Below are 21922 nucleotides of genomic sequence, written 5' to 3' on the forward strand. Positions count from 1 at the left end.
CCCCCCCCCGTATTAGTTACCCATTGCAACTAATACTTTCCTTTCTCCTTGAAATGGATTTCTTGCATGTGCTACCAGGTAATTATCCAACATCAAGACATCATTTTTTTCCCATTGAAATTCTATTTTTTCCTGTTCAAAAGCAAGATTAATTTGTTCAATGTATTCATCTTCAATGTTGGACCCATCACCATAATAGGTATTAAATGGAATATTATCCAATCCGAATTCATTAAGGAATAGCTCTTTTAATTCTGGTGACAAGTTAGCGATATGATAAAAAGAAATATGGTTGAACCAGATCATTTCATTTGTATTCTGATGCTCACGAACAGCCTGGCGAACTTGTTTTGTTCGTAATCTATCACCTGTTTTCCACTCAAATTCTATATGATGTTCATTACAATATTTTTCCACTTCACTTTTCTCAGTTGTATTAAATGCTTCTTGCCAAGATGGACCAAAACCATCTCCATAGTTCCTTACTAACATCCAACCTTTATCCTTAAATTTATTGATTATTTCATTAGGTAACCGATTATAGACTCTTCTAACATCTGCAATCGGAGTCTCTCCACCTAATGTAGGAGGTATTAAAGAATAAAACCAAATAAGTTTTGGAGATAAAATCGAATATGAAAGCTCGTTGTGCATCGCGATAGTTTGGTTAGCAGGATATTCGGTTGATGTGTAGATATTATTACTCATTTGAATTCTGGGTGTTGTTCGTTCCATATAGTTTACAAGATTTGCACTGTAACTATTTACAAATGAATTAAATTCGTTAGCATTCTCAATGTTAAACCCTCTAAATAATATTCCCCCATGCTTAAGTAATCGATTGTTTATTAATTCTCTATTTTCACTGATCCACTCAATTAGATTAAAAGTATTTTCTTTAGGCTCTAAAACAAGTGGTAAGCTTTGATTAACACTAAATTCCTTTATATTAAAAAGATTTTCTAATTTATCGAATGACATTTTAACAAACACCCCTTCAAAGACAGATGATTATTTAAAATTCTATAAGCCTTTTTGTATATAACTCATTCTTCCGTTCCTCTAAAAGTTTCATTTCATATTTGCCCAACACATCTAATACTTCACTTAACATAATGTTTGGATTATCTACTAATTGATCAACCACTAATTTATAGCAATTTAATAATTTTATAATTGTACTTCTAGCAAATAAACTAGGATCATATGTTAAATAAATAGTATAGGAATCATTTTTTTGAATGATATCAAAATGGATATCGAATTTAGCTGGTCTATTATTCACTTCAACAAATTCTATTCCGAATTCTCTTAATATAGGATCTACTTCCACATCATTATGGAAAGCAAATAATACTTGAAAAATCGAATGATCATATCTACCATTTTTAAACGCTAATTCCTGGTTTACCTTCTCTATCGGTACTTGTCTGTGTTGATAAGCATTAATGGATTCATTTCTTGTATCATTGATTAAAGTAAGAACCGATTTATTTGTATTAAAATCTGAACGAAGGGCGATAGTATTAATAAAGCAACCAATTACTTTTTCAAATTCACTATCATTTCTAATAGAAACCGGTGTTCCAACAACGATATTTTTTTGTTTTGAGAAATAGTGCATTATGATATTAAATGCCGTGATGAATAACATGAATTTGGTATAACCAAATTCACTACAAAATGAGTCAATTTGGCTATTACATGACTCGTTCAAAGTAGCAGTACAAATTTCGCCATTTTTCTCTTCTGCTTCTTTTAAGAAATCATAGGGTAGATTTAATTTAGTATTTTCTTGTTCGAATTTCTTTTTCCAATTTTCTAATTGATTTTCAAAATCTTTACCTGTTAGCCATTTTCTTTGCCACTTCGCATAGTCTGCATATTGATATTTCAAAGGTTCATTTAAATATAAGACCTTGGTTTGGTTTAGTTCGCTTTGGTAAAGTCTAAACAGTTCATTGACAAAAATTGCACTTGATTCCCCATCAAAAATCAAATGATGGAAAGAACCAATAAGTATATTTTCTTTTTCACTAAGTTTAATGAGCATTAATCTAAATAATGGCCCCACAGATACCGAAAAAGTTTCCCAAACTTGAGTTTTAATTCTTTCACTTATTGCTTGATTTTTGTCATAATCGGTCATTCTAGATAGATCTTCAAATTTAATTGTGACAGTCAAATCATCTTGAATCTGCTGAATAGGATCACTATCTTTTAAAACAATGGTGGTTCTCAAAGATTCTTGTCGTTTCATGAGTTTTTCCAGAGCTATTTGTAATTCTTGCAGCTTCATTTCACTATTCACTTTGATAATTAAAGGAATATTATATATTGATGGATTTTGTGCTATCTGATTGTGAATCCATATACTCTGTTGAACATAAGATAGAGGTATTGGTTCGTCATTTTGCCGTTCTTCTAAACAAATTCCTTCCTCTAAGTGTTGTTGTGATCCAACTTTCTCTTCAATATACTGACAATATTCTTTTAAAACAGGATTTTCAAAAATACACCGAATTGGTATATCCATATTAAATACATCCCGCACACGAGAAACAATTCTAATAGCAATTAAAGAGTGTCCACCAAGCTCAAAGAAATTGTCATTAATACTGATTAAATCAACTTTGAAAACTTCTGACCAAATCCCTACCATTTTAGCTTCTATTAAAGTTCCTGGGCCTTCAAAATTCTTCTTTGGAGCTTCGTCATAAAAATCATTCTTTGGAAGTGATTTACGGTCTACTTTCCCACTAGATGTTGTCGGTAAGCTCTCTAAGCAAATGTATTTACTTGGGACCATATAATAAGGAAGCTTTTGATTAAGAAAATCATTAAGTTCGCTATTACTTATCATAGAATTACTTTCACGTTTGACATAGTAGGCCACGAGAAATGTATTTTCATATGGATCCTTTTCTGAAGTAACAACCGCATCTATAACATTTGGATGATGTTTCATGGAAGCTTCAATTTCTTCCAACTCTATCCTATTTCCATTAATTTTAATCTGCTGATCTTTTCTTCCTATATACTCGATACTTCCATCAGGGAGGAACCTGGCCAAATCTCCTGTTTTATATAAACGAGACCCATCGTACTTAAAAGGATTTGGAATAAACCTCTCAGCTGTTAAATCAGATCTATTAATATATCCCGTTGCTAAGCCTTTTCCACCAATATACAATTCACCTATAACACCCGTTGGTAAAAGTTCCAGCTGAGAGTTTAGAATGTACGCATCATACCCTTGAATAGAATATCCAATCGGTATTTGATTTATATTACTATCCCTATCACAGATCCAATAAGTTGAATCAATACAACTTTCTGTAGGGCCATATAAATTAATCAATTGTCCTTGATGAAGCGAGTAAAATTGTTTAACTAAGTCTGATTTTAGATATTCTCCACCACAGAAAACACGATTTAAAGATGTACATGCTGTTAATTTTTCACCATATTCTGTAAGTAAATTTAACATTGTTGGCACTACCTGAAGAAGTGTGACGTTCTCGTTTTTGATTACATCTAAAAGATATTCAGGATCTAAGTGCCCATTCGGCTTAGCCATTAGCAATTTTGCTCCCGAAATAAGTGGAGCAAATATTTCTGAAGCAGACACATCAAAGGTAAAAGCTGTTTTTTGTAATACAACATCTTGATTGCCTAATGGGAACTCTCTTTGTTTCCATAATGTATGATTACTTATAGCTCTATGTGGCACAAGAACACCTTTGGGAGTACCTGTTGACCCTGATGTGTAAATCAAATAAGCTGAATGTTCTGAATTAAGATCAATGTTTAAATCTATATAACTCTCTTTTATTAATTCTGGTAAAATCTCGCCAAAGAATACTAGATTATAATTACCTTCTGGGATTGCTCGACAAGCTTCTTTTTGACTAATAATGATTTTCGCGTTTGATTGTTCTAACATGTAAGTATTTCTTTCGATTGACTGCTGCGGATCGATAGGAACGTACGCTCCCCCAGCTTTCAAAATACCCATTACTGTAATTATTAGTTCAATTGATCGTTCCATTGCTATACCTACAACATCGCCAACTTCCAATCCGCTCCTTAATAGATAATTGGCAAACCGGTTTGCTTGTTGATTTAATTCTTCATAAGTTAAAGTGCTTTTTTCAAACTGAACTGCTACATTCATCGGCGTTCTCTTCACTTGCTCCTCAAACAATTGATGAATCAAGCAAGATTTTGCAAAGTTATTTTCAGTTCCTGATTTATTATTAAATTCGTTTAATATTTTTCTCTTATCTGAATCAGGAATTAATTTATCCGTTCTAATTACTGAGTATGGATCTTCAGCCATTACTTCAAAGCATTTTTTGTAATAACGTATAATTAAATCCATTTGTTCAACTGAAAATAGATTTGATTCCCATTCAACAATCAATTCAAGCTGTGAATTTTTCGGATTCAAGCTAAAGCTAATGCTAAATGGTATCTCAGTTGTTCCCTCATCTAAAGTGTCCCAAATCTCAAAACTTTGATTTGATATTAATGAATTGTAGACGTGAAAATGAATATAATTAAATGTCGATTCAAATAAACGGTCAGCTCTAATACTATTTTTTAAATTAACCATTGGATAACGGTTAAACGGAATGGAATCTTGTTCTATATCAAAAACAGTCTTTATTAATTCCAACCATGTTTTCTCCTCTAAATTAACTCTTAGAGGTATCGTATTCAAAAATAGACCTAAAAAGTTATCTCCGCCTGATATTTCTGGCCTACCATTCGTCACAAGCCCTGTCATCACATCTCTTTGGCCCGTTAATAGACTGAGCACCGAGCAATGAGCTGATAATAATACAGCTTTATAATGTACCGAAGCCATTCTACTTAGCTTCTTTACCTTTTCAAATATTTCATCACTAATTACAATTTTCTTCGATAATTTCCGATTAGAAGAAATTTCTGATAGTTGTAAATTCAATTTAGGCAAGTTAATACGTTCATAACTCTCTAAATTTTGCAACCAATATGAAAGTTGTTCAGGGGAATTAACCGCCTGCGATTCTAACTCAACATATTTTTTCATAACATTTACATTTAACTGTTTTACTGGTACTTGTTCATTGGTTGAAAAAGATATGTATGTTTCAAACAATTCGTTAATAAAGCTTGCTACACTCCAACCATCTAAAATAGCATGGTGTTCTTTTAGCGTAAATTGGAATTCATAGTCATTTCTTTTATGAACAGTAATAGCAAATAATGGTGCCTTATACCAATTAAACTGTATATCTTTCTCTTTCTTTATCCATTCACGAACGATATTATCTTGTATCTCATCTTCAAATTCTGCAATATCATAATTAAATAAAGGAATTTCAACTTTCTTATGAACAATCTGCAACGGTTCATCATAATTAACTAAGTCAAATGACGTTCTAAGAATGACATGGTCATTCATTAGAATTTCTATAGATCTATACAATGCATCATGGTTATACGGTACTTTTACTTTGAAAGAAGTTATATTAATGTATGACCTTGAACCTTCCATTAAATCACTTTGATATAGCATCCCTTCTTGAAGTTTTGTTAGAGGATAAGCATCATCTATGTCATGATGCCATTTTTTTAATTCTATTGGTTTTAACAAAACTTCTTCTTGGCTTTTTTTATGATTCTGTAATTTTTGTTTTTTCATTATCGAGTTAGCTAAAAGGGATACAGTTCTTTCTCTAAACAAATCTTGTATAGAAAAATCAAGACCATATTTCCTACCCTCTGATACAATTCGAATACTACTTATTGAATCTCCACCAAGCTCAAAAAAGTTATCCTCTAAACCAATTGAATCTTTTTTTAAAATATCCGACCATATTTCAATTAGAGTTTGTTCAAAATCATTACTTGGTAAATACTCTGTTTTTCTTTTATTTTCATCATCATGAACAGTAAACAGAGATTTTAATGCCTTCGTGTCAATTTTTCCATTACTTGTTAATTGGAACTTTTCGACTCGTATAATTTTCTGTGGAACCATATATTCTGGTAATTGACTTCTGATGTATTCCCTTAGTGAATCAATATTAACTTGTTGATCATCAACAATATAAGCTAATAACATTTTTTTTGTTTGATCACCTTCATGAACCAATATAAAGGCATCTCTTATATCAGGATAACCTTTAACAATTTTCTGGATTTCTCCAAGTTCAATTCGATATCCATTTATCTTTACTTGATTATCCATACGTCCGATATATGTAAGATTACCCTCACCATTTACTCTTACGATATCACCTGATTTGTATAACCGTTGGTCGGGTTTATATGGATTGTTGATAAATCGATCATTGGTTAATTCTGGTCTGTTGAGATAGCCGTTAGCTAATCCGTCTCCACCAATGTAGAGTTCTCCATGCGCACCGTTTGGAACTGGCTGCATAAATTTGTCTAGTACATAAAATTGTAAATCTGGAATTGGTACTCCAATAATACTCCCCTTAGAATGAAAAGCATCTTGTTTTGTAATAGGGAAATAAGTTGCGTGTACAGTGGTTTCCGTTATCCCATACATATTGATTAATCTAGGCTGCTCATCACCATAACGCGAAAACCAAGGCTGAAGATCTTGAAACTCTAAAGCCTCTCCACCGAATACTATGTATCGAAGATCAAATTTGAATTGTTCATCTTCTAGTAAAACATTCATTGTATTTTTAAAAGCACTTGGTGTTTGGTTTAATACGGTAACCTTTTCTTTAATCATTAAATTAATAAAGTCTTTAGGCGACCTACTGATCCAGTATGGAACAACAATTAATTTGCCACCATTCAATAAAGCCCCCCAAATTTCCCAAACTGAAAAATCAAATGCAAAAGAATGGAAATTCGTCCAAATATCATTTTCATCAAAATCAAACCATTGTGATGTACTACTAAATAATCTACTTACATTCTTATGAGGAACAATAACGCCTTTCGGTTTACCTGTTGAACCTGAAGTGTATATTACATAAGCAGGATCTTGAGGATCCACCTTAACTTTTGGATTAGAAATTACTTCTTTCTGTATATCCTCAATATCTCGATCTAGGGTTATAACTTGAATATTATGTGAAAAATTATTGATTAAATGTTCCTGAGTTAATACAAAATCCATATTCACATCTTTGACAATAAAAGACTGGCGGTCTTGAGGTTGTTTTGGATCAATTGGTACATAAGCTGCACCTGATTTCAAAACCCCCAGAATTCCCACAACCATCTCTAAAGATCTATCTATACAAATTCCAACAAAGGAATTCTTTTTTACACCTTGTCGAACTAAAAAATTTGCAACTTGGTTTGATTGTTGCTCTAATTCCTGGTAAGTTAATGAGTTCTCTTGATAAACAATTGCAGTATGTAAGGGAAACTTTCTTACTTGGTCTTCAAATATGTTATGTATACACTGCTCATTAACCTGAGGTATAGTATGTTGATTTACACTATCACTTAAAAATGGAAAATCAGTTGCAATATTTATTTCAGATATCTTCTGCTTTCGATCTTTAATTATTTTTTCTAATAAGATGCTAAATGATTTTGCAAATTGTTGTATGGTCTTTTCCTCAAAAAGCTTATCATAGTATTCAATTGAACATGCACAAGAAGATTCTGATTCATTAATGGTGAAAGTCAAATCAAATTTAGACGTCTTATTATGTATGTTTATTGGGCTTACCTGTAATCCCTCCATTTCCCACCTTGGTGAACTTTGCAGTACAAACATGGTTTGAAAAAAGGGAGTATACGCTGTTGACCTAGGAATATTCAAGCTATCCACTATTTTTTCAAATGGTATATCTTGATTATCATATGCATCAAAAACCTCTTGTTTTAAGTTCTCCAACAAATTAATAAAAGTCCAGTTAGGATCTATTTCGGTCCTTAACACAAGAGTATTAGCAAACATTCCTATAATATTTTCGATTTCTTCATCATTTCTATTAGATATCGGAGTTCCGACTAATATATCTTCTTGACCTGAATACTTGAACAATAAAACTTTATAAACAGCTAGTAACGTCGTGAAGAGGGTAGAGCCTTCTTGTTTGCTCATTTCCTTAATCGAATTGTACAATTCTTTGGGAATTTCAAAGTCATATTGAGCTCCTGAAAAACTCTGAACTGATGGCCGTTGATTATCCAATGGTAGTTCTAATATGGGAGGAGAATCGTTTAATTTCTTTTTCCAATAGTTAAGCTGTTGGTCAAAAGACCCGGCTTGTTGTCGTTCCCATTCTGAGTAATCCGCATACTGAATAATTAAATCATTAAGATTTGTACTTATTTTCTTTTTTAAGGAACCGTATACTTTAGTAAGCTCATCACTAAAAATATCCATTGACCAACCATCAGAGATAATGTGATGAATATTAATTACTAAAATAAATTCATTATTATGAATTTCTAGTAAACTTAGTCTTAGTAAATCACCATTATGTAATTGAAATAAATGACTTACTTCATTTTCAATATATTTTCTAATTATTTTCGATTGTTCTTCCTCATCCGTAAACCTGCCATTCATTTTTGTATAATGAATGGGAATAATTTGTTTAGGTTGGATTACTTGCATTAATTCACCATCAATAATCTTAAAACTAGTTCTTAAGGACTCATGCCTATTAACCAGTACATTTATACTTTCTTGCAAAATATCAATCATTAAATTTCCTTTAATATGAAATGAATAGTATATGTTATAGACTGGCATATCAGGTACCAATTCATTAAAAAACCATAATCTTTTTTGAGCAGGTGAAGCCTCAACGATTATTTCATTTTCTTCATAGTTATCTGACATAATAATTGATCACTCCATAATAATATTAATTGGGTTATACAAATTATCAATATTCATAAAAATTGCTAACATATTCAATTGTAGTAATAAAATTCCAGTTAGACAACAGTTTTTTGCGAAATTTGTAGAAATAAAATATATATTCTAAGTAATCAAATAATATGTTATCATTATTTTGTAAAATAATGTTATATTTTTTTAAATAAATGGAGGAATTTGAAGATGAAGGAAAAGCGACATTTGATAAGTCTTACAGATCTCAAAGATAATGATCTTTATAATCTTGTATCAAGAGGCTTAAGATTTTCGACAGGTGAAGATACTCATAGAAAAATTTTAGTTGATCATGTAGTAGGTATATATTTTCGAAAAACTTCTACAAGAACAAGAACTGCATTTTCTACAGCAGCGTTACGAATGGGAGCCAACATAATTTCATACGGACCAAATGACCTGCAAGAAAACACTGGAGAGACGATTGATGATACTACCCGAGTACTATCGAGTATGTTGGACGGATTAGTAGCTAGAACCGCTGGAAGTCCTGAAGAAATGCGTTCATTTGCAGCACAACAAAGAATGTCCGTTATCAATGCAATGAGTTCAGATGAACATCCAACACAGGCATTAACCGACCTTACAACAATGATGAAACATTTTGGTGAAATATCGGGGCTTAGGGTGCTATATATAGGGGAAGGTAATAACTCAGCAGCAGCACTAGCTCTTGCTTTAACAAGATATAGAAATACAGAACTTTATCTTTACACACCCAACGGGTACGGTTTATCCAAACATACACTAGAGATGGCCCAAAACTATGCCAAGATGTCAGGATCTAAAATTATTACTAGTAGTAATCTGAATACACTACCATCTGACATAGATGTCGTTTATACAACACGCTGGGAAACAACAGGAACTTCTAAATTAGACCCAAATTGGCGTTTAGATTTTAATCCATTTGCAGTCACTACAGAATTTATGGGAAATTTCTCAAATGCTATATTTATGCATGATTTGCCAGCTCATCGCGGAGATGAAGTTACTACTGAAGTAATTGATGGCTCTTCAAGTATTGTTTTTGAGCAAGCCGAGAATAAACTCTATAGCGCTATGGCAGTACTTGAATGGTGTTTAAATCCTTCCTATTAACATATGCCCTTTATTATTGGGAATTGGAGTGTAAACATGAAAGAAATATATGCTGTTAAAGTTCCTAAATTCATCACTGATTTAACCTTTAAACAGTTGATGCATTATGTTGACAAAAAAAAAAAAACGAATCAATCAATTTTTAAAAATTGAAGATGCGTACCGAACTCTACTTGCAGATATTCTAGTTCGAACAGTCATTTGTAACAAATTCGGAATGAAAATACATGATATTAAATTTGATTTAAATAAGTACGGTAAGCCCTGTTTACAAAATGTAAAGGAATTTTCTTTTAATCTATCACATTCTGGTGAATGGGTGGTATGTGCAACACATCATTCTGACATTGGCATTGATGTTGAAATGATTCAGCCCATTGATTTAAACATTGCAAGCCAGTTTTTCACAAAAGAAGAATATAATGATTTAATATCAAAAAAAGACCACCAGAGATTAGAATATTTCTATGATCTTTGGACATTGAAAGAGAGCTATATCAAGGCTATAGGTAATGGATTACATATTCCTCTGGATTCATTTACTATACGTAAGAATTTTTCGAATAATTTCATTTTACAAAATACCAACAGTGAGCATTCATGGTATTTTAAGCAATATGAATTAGATCTTAGGTACAAGTTATCAGTTTGTTCAATGAGTAATTCTTTTCCAGAGCAAGTTTTACATAAGGATTTTTCCATACTATGCAAGGAAATTGAGAACTTCTAACATAAAAATTAATCCAAAAAGACATCAGTCATTTTTGGATTAATTTATTTTAGTGCAACGAGTGAAATATTGATACGTTACCACACAAATCTTGCAATAATTCAATAGATCTCTTAAGTTTATATTCATAATATTTATCATCAACAGAAAGTATAATTCCGCTATATGTACCTGTATGTGCTTTAATAACACCAAGTCCCCCAACTACATTACAAACAGCATTAACATTATCAAATACTCTTGAAGGATTCACTTTTTGATTCATATGAGCACTTTCTGATGAAATTTGGGCAATTCTTGAGATATCTAGATCTTTCAAAGCATCAGTTATTTCTGCTAACATCTGAGTATAACGTTTTTTTTCCTCGATAGAATAATCTTTTACTACTTTGTGAAAATTTGAGGTATTAACCTCTCCCCCGTTATCGACCCCAACAATGGTAAGAGGGGGCAAATAATTAAATTCTTCTATTAACTCTACTCGTTTATTGTAAAAAGAAACAACACCCGAATACATGACACCGTCCGATGTCTCTAACTGGGACATCATATGTTGAAGTAAAGGAACTGGAACCTCTATTCCAAAACAATCTTCAATGGACCTTGCCGTTGATACCATATCAGCACTTGAGCTGGCAAACCCCTTGCCTATAGGCAAATTACTTTCTATGTATAATTCCCCACTCTGCGGTAGATTAAAGTGTTCAAGAATCATTTTTGCCAACTTCTGTGATTTCTTCTTATACGCAGGTTCAACTATAAGATCTTCTGAATTTGATATAAATGTTGCATTTGAGAACAAATTAATAGGAAAAGTTACAAGAAAATCTTGCCCATCCTCAAGGACACCTTGCAATAGTTCTCCAAAAGTTCCAAAGCATTTCCCTTTTCCCAATTGACCCGGAAGACATTTATTCTTAACGTATGAAATATTCATAAAATCCCCCTATAATTCGCATCATACTAACCCTCTAACTCTACACCAATTCCTGTTTGCAGAGCTTGACGATAATAACTATTGGAAATAGCAATATCAAACAATGCCATACCCATTGGGTTAAACATTACTGCATCATCTTTCGGAAATTTGAGTAACCCATTGTTACATACCACATCTACAATATTGATGGTATCTTCCTTTTTAAGCCCTCTTGTATTGTGAAATACTTCAATATCAGTATCTGCTCTGCATACTTCTTCCCAGTTATCTACAACAATTGACTTGGTATAATCAAGTATCCGAGGATTGAAATCCCGTAATGATACATTAAGTAGCAAAGCACCTGATTTAGGTTGCTTGTTAATGTATCCTTTGGAAGATACAGTACAAGTTATAAAAATATCAGCATTTACGTATGCATCTTCCCAATATTTAACTATTTCTATTTTCTTTCTCATACTCACTGGAATAAGCTCTTCATTAATATTTCTTAAATCGTAAAGGTACACCTTGACGATTTTATCACCTGCCAACTCTTCTACCATTTTCAAGTGCAGTTGTCCAATTGGACCAAATCCTATTATTCCAATAGCAATCTCATTCATTGCTCTATGTTTTAAAAATTCATTAATCATGAGACCACTTACTGAAGCTGTACGAATCCCACTTACTAATGGAGTATTAATTACTGATAAAGGCACTCCTGTTTGCTCATCATTAAGAATAGTAACAGAATGTGCTCGGGGAATTCCTTGGTCGATATTTTCAGGGAAACTTGCAATCCATTTGATCCCAGCCACAGAGAAGTCACCTCCTGCTCGAGCCGGCATTGCAATAATACGATTTCTAGGGTTGTTAAAGTTTAAATATGGTTTTATTGGTTGATCGTAATTATTTCTATTAAGTAAATGTACAGCATCTTTAATTATCCTAACAGTTTCATTCCAATTAAAACCAATTTCAAGCACATCTTTTGTGGATAAATATAACATAACATTTCCCATCCTTCCTGTTTAAAACGACATATTTTTTCAATTTTCGCAATATAAATTGGCCTACCAACTATGTCATATTAATGCATTATTGTCAATATTTTTCATATTTTAGAAAGTTTTGTACTAAACGAAGAAACACTTTTAATTTCTAAAATAAAAGCGGAGTAATCCCTACGAATCTTTAAGTCTTGTCCTTAAGATAAATAGTTACTCCAAACTCCATTAGACGAATTTCGTAAAAGGAGGAAAAAACTGACATACGGTCAAGGGAAATAGCACAAAAAGTTTAGGGGAGCGTAGCTTTAAAGTTTTTTGCCCCTTGAACCGTTTGATGAGATCACTTGGCTTCTCGTTGGGAAGGTTCGGGTGTCCTGTCAAAGAGAAGTTTAGTGGAGCTCTCTTGTTTTACAATTCGGAAGACAAAGGGCAAAGAGGCAGTCTGAAAAGCTACCTACCATTACTCTATTTCTATAGACTTCTCTTTTAAATACCTGTAATTTCCGGCTCGGTCGATACGACCGATAGGCAAACGGGACAGGAACATACAGATTGTTTTACAAGCTGTTGTTATCAAGCCGTTTAGTAATGAAGGAACACGAGGAAAGTTAAACACAATCGGCTATCCAGCAAAGTATGCACCTGTAATGGCAGTGGGTGCTGTAGATGCGAGTAATAACCGCGCTTCATTTTCAAGCGTGGGATCAGAACTGGAAGTAACGGCACCAGGAGTAAACATCTTGAGTTCTGTTCCAGGAAACGGTTATGACAGCTATAATGAAACGTCAATGGCTTCACCACACGTGGCAGGAGCAGCAGCACTTATCATAGCAGGGAATCCTGGATTGTCTAATGTCAAGTTAGACAAAAACTAGTTAATACCGCTATCCCACTAGGTGATCCGTTTTATTATGGAAAAGGCGTAATCGATGTGTATGCAGCAACTCAATAAATAAACTAACAAAAAAATGCATGAGTCGGTGTTAACCCGATTCATGCATTTTTTTATAAGCGTTTCTTATTTTAGAAATTCTACTTTTTGAACTTTTCACTTGAAGTTTATGAATAAGAACATCCAGCTCTTGACTCTTTTCCAAAACAATAGGATGAGTAAATGTTTTCCTCCTGAGCATTAATGTGCTTTGTTAGAATTCAAGAAAAGCAGTGAATTTCCTTTTTGATCTTCTCTAAGCTCGTGGACCTTTGCTGAATGGCAAATTACTTGTAAAGATTATGAATCGCTCATAAACTCCAGGAACCAAATCAAGTCCACTATATTGTGTAAAAAATAGTTACACTGTCTTCAACACATTAATTAAGATAGTTCTTTTTGTTAGAGGCCACACCTCCCCCCTAATGCTTAATAAATATATTTTCTATTCCCTGGATCTAACGTTTTTTAATAGTCCATTAATACAGCACCAATAAGCCGGAAAGGTGATTGTGTTTTAGGAAAAATTCGAATGACACGCCTCTTCTGCGAATCTCCGAATTCAGTCTTTCCAGGTTATTTGTTGTACGAAGCTTTTGATGATAGTTTTGTGGCTCATTCATGTATTGAATGGCGTCTTCGAAGCCATCATCTAAGATGCGAAGAGCTTTTGGTAACCACTCTGATCTTCGTAAGCTTCCATGATGATTCTTTAAGCAAACGAGCTTTCTCCGGTGTAGACGCGTCAAAGATGCGCACCAATAATCGTTTGGCATCCTTGGCATTTTTCTTGGGCATACCATCAATGTTATTCCGCTTGAAATGAAACGTACATCACTACTAGCTCGCACCAATAAATGATCCTTGAATGGTCTGTTTAAGCCCTTCATGTGCATCTGAAATAATCATTTTAGGAAGAGATTGAAGTCCTCTCGATTTGAGCGCATCAAAAAACTCCGTCCAACCAGCTTTTGACTCAGCGTTCGTGGTTGACGCATAATCCGATAATTTCTCGTTTGTTTTGTTCGTTCACGCCAAGTGCGATTTATACGGCTTTTACACGTTGGTGATCTCGCACTTTTATTGTACATCGTATCGACAAATAGATATTTGTAGTACATGACGTTTAACGGACGATTAGCCCACTCATTCACAATAGGTTTCTTCGTGATATGTGAAACGAGAGATTTAGACACACTTTCCCCGCAGAGCTGTTCTACGACTTTCGTAACTTTACGGGTAGAAACGCCATTTACCACCATTTCCATCATAGCGAGTACAAATGCTTGATCAGCTCGCTTGTACTTTTCAAACTCATAAGTGGAAAACTGCCCATCTCTTGTACGAGGGACCTTTAATTTAACTTTAACTATAGAAATCAGGAAATCACGTTCATAATAACCGTTTCGGTAATCAGCACGCCCCTCTGTTCTTTCGTACCAGCGTGCATTAAGATGATTATCACATCCTTGTTCCATAACTTGGTTCAAGATAAGTACAAGTGAACATTTTAAAACAGAATCTAGATCAGCGTTCATGAGTTCATGAGCTGGTCTTTTAAATCCTCAATTTTTACGGTAAGATTAAGTGGGGTCATCATCATATCCTCCAGTGCATATTTTCTTGGTCGAAAACATTGTAACACGGGGACTGATGATGCCCTTTTTGCATTTACACAATTATATAGACTTAATCAGGAACCGCTCATAAACACCTTCCAAGCTCTCTCCAAAAAAAAACCTGTCCGCAGACAGGTTTTCTCCACTTAATCCCTATATATTACATACGCTCTGGTGCTTCTACACCGATGATGTTCAATGCATTCTCAATCGTAACTTGAGTAGCTTTCATCAATGCGTATCGCGCTTGTGATTTTGTTTTGTTTTCTGGATCGAGTACACGCTCTGCGTTATAGAAGCTATGAAGAGCAGAAGCCAACTCGAATACATAATTCGTTACACGGTGCGTTAAAAGTTTTTCTGCTGCTTCGTTGATCACAGCAGGGAATTCTCCGATTTTCTTCAACAGCTCGAACTCTTTTTCAGAATCGATCTGAGAAAGATCCACGTCTCCCTCATAAGAAAGACCCATCTCTTCACCTTGGCGAAGCATGCTGCATACGCGTGCATGTGCGTATTGAACGTAGAACACAGGGTTTTCGTTCGATTTTGAAACCGCTAAGTCCATATCAAAATCAAGGTGAGTATCGTTTGAGCGCATCGCAAAGAAATAGCGAGTCGCATCAATACCCACTTCTTCCATCAGTTCACGCAAAGTTACTGCTTTACCCGTACGCTTACTCATACGAACTTTTTCGCCGTTTTGGAACAGGGAAACAAGCTGGATGATCATTACATCGAGTTGTTCTTTATCATAACCTAAGGCTTGAATCGCCGCTTTCATACGTGGGATGTAACCGTGATGGTCAGCTCCCCAGATGTTGATCAGCTTCTCAAACCCACGCTCAAACTTGTCGTTATGATACGCAATATCTGGTGTTAAATATGTGTAAGAGCCGTCATTTTTGATGAGTACACGGTTTTTGTCGTCATCATAATCTGTCGTACGGAACCATGTCGCGCCCTCTTCTTCATAAACAACACCTTTAGCTTTTAACTTTTCAAGTGCTGCATCGATTTTCCCGTTTTGATAGAGTGAAGTCTCAGAGAACCACACATCAAAATCTACACGGAATTCAGCGAGGTCAGCTTTTAGTTTTTCAAGCTCTCGTGTAAGACCGTATTCACGGAAAAAGCTGACACGCTCGCTCTCTTCTTTTTCTAACCAAGAATCGCCGTACTCTTCAGCAAGATCTTTACCAAACTCGATGATATCCGCTCCGTGGTAACCATCTTCAGGCATCTCTTTATCCTTGCCTAGCGCTTGGAAATAACGAGCTTCGATCGAAGTAGCTAAGTTGTTGATCTGATTTCCAGCATCATTGATGTAGAACTCACGAGAAACGTTATAGCCTGCATAGTCTAGGATATTACAGATCGTATCACCAACAGCTGCACCACGTGCATGTCCTAAGTGAAGCGTTCCTGTAGGGTTCGCCGATACGAACTCGACTTGAACCTTTTTCCCGCCGCCATGCTCAGTTCGTCCGTAATCCTTGCCCGCTTTTAACACAGTCGGTACAAGCTCAGTTAAGTAAGAGTTGTCCATGTAAAAGTTGATGAAACCAGGACCTGCGATCTCAACTTTTGCGATAGATGCCTTACTTTTATCAAAATTTGCAACGAGATCGTCCGCGATCATACGAGGTGCTTTTTTTGCGACACGTGCTAATTGCATTGCCATGTTCGTCGCGAAGTCACCATTCGCTTTATCTTTCGGTACTTCAAGAACGACTGCAGGCAGTTCTTCTTTTTTAGCAAGTCCTGCTTTAACGACCGCTTCTTCGATCTCTTCTTTTAACAGCTGCTTGACTTGGTCAAGGATATTCATGCTTTTGCCTCCTGAAAATTAATCTTGATTCGATGTGTTCCTGTATGTTCACCCTGCAGAACCAGCTCATATGCGAGATTGAGATCTCCCGTCTGCTTTTGCTGATTCCAGCGGAAATTCATTTCATGTGTAGTCGTTTCCATCCAAAGCTGGCCATACGGGCTGTCGTACATGCCTTTTGTCGTTTGGCCGATTAAATATTTCTGTTTCATAGATACACTGCCTGAGCGGATAATCAGAATACCAGCGTGCGTTATCTTAATCACATTATTGACAGAACCTGCACCTTCTATCTCTTCCTTGTACTGAAGATAGGTGACGTCCCCTCGTTTATAGAGCTTACCTTCTGTCTCGGTGAAATGTTTCTCCGCTTCACCACTGAAATGTACTTCTGAACTTATCGAAAGCGCAACAGACAATTCCGTATCTTGATCCATGCGAACAACACTTCCTTTTTTGATGTCCCTCTTTAACTTACCTATTATAAAAGATTTCACTGCTTCCCTTCAACCTTATGGGTGTCTTTTTAAAAATTCATGGTCTTATTAGGTAAATTTATCCTAAAAACACGTTTTCATGAGTGGATGATTTGGAATGAAGGTAGTGAATGACGTATTATACACTCGAGAAGAAGAAATAGAAATGAGGAGGATCTTAATGAAAAACGAAAGAATTTTACTCGTGAATCGACCAAAAGGCGCACCTCAAAAAAGCGATTTCCGCTTCGAGGAAGCTTCTACTCCTGCACTAGAAAACAATCAGGTACTGTTAAAAACGATTTATCTATCGGTAGATCCATATATGAGAGGACGCATGAGTGATCGTAAATCTTACGTGCCTCCATTTCAGTTAAACGAACCGATCTCTGGTGGAATCGTTGGACAAGTTGTTGAATCACGTTCAGGCGAACTAGCAGAAGGCGATTTTGTAATTGGTAACTTAGCGTGGCAAAAATACAACGTTGCGAGTGATGCTGAAGTTCGAAAACTAGATCCATCTCTTGCTCCACTCACTGCAAACTTAGGTGTATTAGGAATGACTGGCTTAACGGCATATTTCGGTCTGCTTGATATCGGTAACCCACAAGAAGGCGAAACCGTTGTAGTCAGCGGTGCCGCTGGAGCTGTTGGTACGATTGTTGGCCAAATCGCTAAGATTAAAGGTGCACGTGTTGTCGGAATCGCAGGTTCTGACGATAAGATCTCTTACCTAAAAGATGAACTAGGCTTTGATGCTGCGATCAACTACAAGACGGAAAATGTATATGAAGCACTAAAAGCAGCTTGTCCAGACGGTGTTGATGTTTATTTTGATAACGTCGGCGGTGAGATCTCTGATAGCGTATTGGCGTTGATCAATAAAGGTGCTCGCATTCCTGTTTGTGGCCAGATCGCTCTTTATAACCTTGAAAAAGCAGATGTTGGTCCACGTATGCAAAGTCAAATTCTGATCAACAGTGCTCTGATGAAAGGATTCATCGTAAGCGATTATGCGGCTCATTTTGAAGAAGGCGCGATCGAACTTGCCAAATGGGTAAAAGAAGGCAAGATTTCTTATAGCGAAAATATCGTAGATGGCTTTGAAAATACGATTGATGCGTTCTTAGGACTGTTTTCAGGTGAAAACACAGGGAAACAGCTCGTAAAAGTAGCTGAGCCGGAGAATGTGTAGGATTTTTCATTCAAATCTTTGTGGCTTTTCACCTTTTATAGGTGGAAAGCTTCTTTTTTATAAAATGGCGTGTTGCTGCTGGAAACATTTCAAAGAGTATCATTCAACAAGAAACGATAGATAACGCAGATATAAACAATTACCCCGATTTTTTAAATTAAAAAAGACTGACTCCTTATAAGAAATCTAGTCCTCTATAAACAGATTAAAAGCCTGCATCATACCCGTTATTTTTCTATTAAATGATAGCCGATATAATCCAATGCTGATTGAATATTGTTCACATACTTTGTTTTCGCATTCGTTAAATCAAAATGATCAACTTGCTCATGAGCAAACGCTGGAGTCACTCCAGTAATGATTGTTCTTACACCTATTAAATAAAGAGCATTGATCAGCGTGAACAACTCTTTTGGAAAACGGTTATCCTGAATATATAGTTTTGATAAATCTATGATAAAAAAATCAATATCACTTTCTGCTGCATTATGTAGGACATCACTAATTATTTGTTCTGAGCGGACCTCATCTACAATCCCTTGCAGGGAAAGGATGGAAACCCCATCTGTAAGTGGAATGATCGGGACACTTAAGAATCCCATATGATGTTTCGTTTCATCGAGTTCAATAATATGAGACAAGATACCTGCTATGGAGTGAAGATAGTTTACATCATCTTCCGAAAACTCTCTTTCCTTTCGATCCATTACGCAAAGCGTTCCAAATACATTCCCTTTTAGATCTTTTAGTGTAACGCCTAAGAATCCTTTGATCTTAAGTTCACCTGTTACCTCTAACTCCCGTGTTCTTGAATCAGTCATTAAGTTTCTTGTCTTCATTGTACTGCCTTCGTTCGTTATAATTAACCGGCAATACGTTTCTCCATATTCTACACTGTAACCCTCCGTAATAATCTCCTCATCCTCATTAAAAGAGCTTAGAACGGTAATTGCTCTTTTTCCCTTTCTTGTTACATATGTAGTTTTGACATTCAGTTGTTTACTAATTAAGTCAAACATTTTGCGGGAAACAGACTTCAACGAATAATAATTAGTAATCTCATTCTCGTAATCATCAGCCATTATCTTCTCTCCCTTAATAAAAGCACTTTTTGCTTGAGACAAGTATATCATTTAAAAGTTATAATTTTTGGATAATTTAAAAAATAAAAAAGTTAATGAATAGAGTAATGGGAAATTTCAAAATAAAAATAAGCTGACTCCTTAATAAAGCCAGCTCGCCGATTAAACAGGTAAGATCATAGAGACAGTCGTGCCCTTACCTTCTATACTTGTAAAATGTAATTTCCCATTATGCTCTTTCATGATTTTCGAACTGATCATCAGCCCTAATCCAGTACCCTTTTCTTTTGTTGTGTAAAAAGGTTCGCACATTTTTTGAATTCGCTCTGCTGGAATACCACAGCCTTGATCCTTGACTGACACGTGAATGTTTTCGTCGATCTGTTCTCCTCTAATCACAATCTCTCCGCCATTTACCATAGAGTCGATCGCATTCTTCAAGAGATTAATCAAAACTTGCTTCAGTTCGTTTTGCTCAGCATGAATCCATAGTAAATCTTCGGACATTTCCTTCTTGATCTGAACATTTTGTCGAAGAGCTTCAGGCTGTAAAAGAATTTCTACAAATTCCACAATCTCGTTCAAACAAGTCTTTTTATACGTTCGGACCTGAGGTTTAGCCAACAATAACAGCTGCCCCATGATCTGATCGATGCGGTTCAGTTCTTTATCCATGATGCTGTAGTAGTTTGATGGATTGATCTCTTGGCTTTCTTGTAAAAATTGAATGAACCCTTTCAGCGAGGTTAGCGGATTTCGTATCTCATGAGCCACGGATGCCGCAAGCTGTCCAACGATTGAAAGTTTGTCGGATTGACGAAGCAAGTCTTCTGATTTTTTTCGATCTGAGATGTCGCGCGTAACCCCAATGATTTCGACGACTTTACCTGTGTCATCTGTGATACTTTTACACGATGTTTCGAGCCACACATAATGCCCGTCTTTATGCTGTAATCGAAAAGGAACGGTTTTCGTGCACGGTCCTGAGATTAAATCTTCATGGGCTTTTCTTGAGATCTCTTCGTCATCCGGATGAAGCATTCCATAGCCTGTATCTCCTAAAATCTCTTCAGGTCTTTTCCCTAATAACGCAAACGATGCAGGTGAAATGTACGTAAATGAACCATCTGCTTTATGTGTTGTGATCATATCCATCGCGTTTTCAGCCAACAGCCTGTATCTAGCTTCACTCTCTTCTAACAGCTGTCGGGACTCAATCTTTTCCGTTACCTCCCGGCCGAATACTAGCAAGTTCTTTCGAGATCCTTCTGGATGAAACACTGGAATTTTATAAACATCAAAAAAACGTGTGCTGCCGTCTCGCGCAGGCACGAACTCTTCACACCGAACAATTTCTTTCGCCTGCCACACTTGTTCATCAGTCTCGATACAATATTGAAAAACATCACGAAAGTCAGGAGCGATCTCCGCTAAGTCAGCATCGGTCTTTCCAGTAAAATCAAACCCCGGCAGTTCAAAAAGTTCACCCACAAATTCATTCGCAAATACAAAACGCCCGTCTCCATCTTTTATACCGATAAAATCCGGAACGATGTTCATTAACGTTTTCATAAGAGGCTCCTGACAAGAATGAACGACAGCGGGCAGTTCTTTCAAGATATAATAACGGAAAGAACTGTCAACAAACGGCAACGTTCCTTCACTCACTTTTACTGAAATATAACCATTTACAGCAAGTAATGTTCCTTCGTCACCATCTGAATGACGTAAAAGGATTTCATCCATTGACTTTCCCGTTTCAAAAACTGCCTGAGCTGTCAGATTCAAATAATGTTGATTCACACCTGTTATTTCTTCATTCTGATCCACAACCATTACGGCTTCAGAAAGCTGATCGATGAACGTTTGAAAATACTCCATCTCTTTTGAAATCGCTGTCATTCTAATTGTCCCCCCTTTATTCACCTAATTCTCTACTGTAACTATAGCAAAAAAGACTTAATGATATAACAAATTTCGACAAATTTAGCTAAAAACAGTTTAAGTCAGTTCCTTCCTACTATTTTTTTTCAGATTTCCATTGCTTTACACTTAAGAATTTACTATATTTGATTAATGTAAGAGGTCTGACCTCTAAAAATTATCTTATAAAGTAATGAGGGAATAAT

General features: G+C 35.4%; 12 protein-coding genes and 2 pseudogenes. 4 read left to right on the top strand and 10 right to left on the bottom strand.

The genetic code is table 11. The features are described from left to right. Nucleotides 1-12: 12 nt before the first annotated feature. Both ACOZ9X_RS17900 and ACOZ9X_RS17905 read right to left on the bottom strand, forming a co-directional pair. On the bottom strand, nucleotides 13-981 hold the full coding sequence (locus ACOZ9X_RS17900; protein ID WP_423419372.1) for a TauD/TfdA family dioxygenase: 969 nt from the start codon (nucleotides 979-981) through the stop codon (nucleotides 13-15). Between the two features lie 34 nt (nucleotides 982-1015). Beyond that, nucleotides 1016-8842 (bottom strand): amino acid adenylation domain-containing protein, encoded by a 7827-nt coding sequence (locus tag ACOZ9X_RS17905; protein ID WP_423419373.1) that lies wholly within the window; start codon nucleotides 8840-8842, stop codon nucleotides 1016-1018. Between the two features lie 222 nt (nucleotides 8843-9064). On the opposite strand from ACOZ9X_RS17905, the gene ACOZ9X_RS17910 reads away from it, so the two are divergent. Next, entirely contained in the window at nucleotides 9065-9997 is a 933-nt protein-coding gene (locus tag ACOZ9X_RS17910; protein WP_423419374.1) for an ornithine carbamoyltransferase, read from the top strand. Nucleotides 9998-10103: 106 nt separating this feature from the next. Beyond that, nucleotides 10104-10727 carry a 4'-phosphopantetheinyl transferase family protein gene (locus ACOZ9X_RS17915; protein ID WP_423419375.1) on the top strand — a complete coding sequence of 208 codons (624 nt, stop codon included), beginning with the start codon at nucleotides 10104-10106 and terminating at the stop codon, nucleotides 10725-10727. 49 nt (nucleotides 10728-10776) lie between these two features. Here ACOZ9X_RS17915 and ACOZ9X_RS17920 read toward each other — a convergent pair whose 3' ends face one another. Then, entirely contained in the window at nucleotides 10777-11664 is an 888-nt protein-coding gene (locus tag ACOZ9X_RS17920; protein ID WP_423419376.1) for a kinase, read from the bottom strand. 26 nt (nucleotides 11665-11690) lie between these two features. Then, entirely contained in the window at nucleotides 11691-12659 is a 969-nt protein-coding gene (locus tag ACOZ9X_RS17925) for a 2,3-diaminopropionate biosynthesis protein SbnB (protein ID WP_423419377.1), read from the bottom strand. A 566-nt stretch (nucleotides 12660-13225) separates the two neighbouring features. Here ACOZ9X_RS17925 and ACOZ9X_RS17930 point away from each other — a divergent pair. Further along, nucleotides 13226-13611 (top strand): annotated as a pseudogene (locus tag ACOZ9X_RS17930) (S8 family serine peptidase); the annotation flags it as partial. A 31-nt stretch (nucleotides 13612-13642) separates the two neighbouring features. Here ACOZ9X_RS17930 and ACOZ9X_RS17935 read toward each other — a convergent pair. From ACOZ9X_RS17935 to ACOZ9X_RS17950, 4 genes and pseudogenes are all read right to left on the bottom strand, one after another. Next, a complete protein-coding gene (locus tag ACOZ9X_RS17935; protein WP_423419378.1) occupies nucleotides 13643-13792 on the bottom strand; it encodes an aspartyl-phosphate phosphatase Spo0E family protein in 150 nt (49 codons plus the stop codon). A 266-nt stretch (nucleotides 13793-14058) separates the two neighbouring features. Next, a pseudogene (locus tag ACOZ9X_RS17940) lies at nucleotides 14059-15187 on the bottom strand (IS256 family transposase). A gap of 182 nt (nucleotides 15188-15369) precedes the next feature. Beyond that, nucleotides 15370-17040: an arginine--tRNA ligase gene (argS, locus tag ACOZ9X_RS17945; RefSeq protein WP_423419379.1), complete on the bottom strand. Its 1671-nt coding sequence runs from the start codon at nucleotides 17038-17040 to the stop codon at nucleotides 15370-15372. Continuing rightward, the gene (locus ACOZ9X_RS17950; protein ID WP_191755446.1) at nucleotides 17037-17477 is read right to left on the bottom strand and encodes a DUF1934 domain-containing protein; all 441 of its coding nucleotides are present in this window, start codon (nucleotides 17475-17477) and stop codon (nucleotides 17037-17039) included. Before ACOZ9X_RS17950 ends, argS begins: the two co-directional genes overlap by 4 nt. 220 nt (nucleotides 17478-17697) lie before the next feature. Here ACOZ9X_RS17950 and ACOZ9X_RS17955 point away from each other — a divergent pair, with 220 nt between their 5' ends. Then, the gene (locus ACOZ9X_RS17955; RefSeq protein ID WP_423419380.1) at nucleotides 17698-18711 is read left to right on the top strand and encodes an NADP-dependent oxidoreductase; all 1014 of its coding nucleotides are present in this window, start codon (nucleotides 17698-17700) and stop codon (nucleotides 18709-18711) included. A gap of 227 nt (nucleotides 18712-18938) precedes the next feature. On the opposite strand, the gene ACOZ9X_RS17960 is transcribed toward ACOZ9X_RS17955, so the two are convergent. Next, nucleotides 18939-19793, bottom strand: a complete 855-nt coding sequence (locus ACOZ9X_RS17960) for a GAF domain-containing protein (protein WP_423419381.1) — start codon at nucleotides 19791-19793, stop codon at nucleotides 18939-18941. A gap of 162 nt (nucleotides 19794-19955) precedes the next feature. Continuing rightward, nucleotides 19956-21695: a PAS domain S-box protein gene (locus ACOZ9X_RS17965; RefSeq protein WP_423419382.1), complete on the bottom strand. Its 1740-nt coding sequence runs from the start codon at nucleotides 21693-21695 to the stop codon at nucleotides 19956-19958. Nucleotides 21696-21922: the final 227 nt, after the last annotated feature.

The sequence above is a fragment of the Fictibacillus nanhaiensis genome, assembly GCF_049537595.1.
In the GTDB taxonomy this organism is placed as follows: Bacteria; Bacillota; Bacilli; order Bacillales; family Fictibacillaceae; genus Fictibacillus; species Fictibacillus nanhaiensis_F.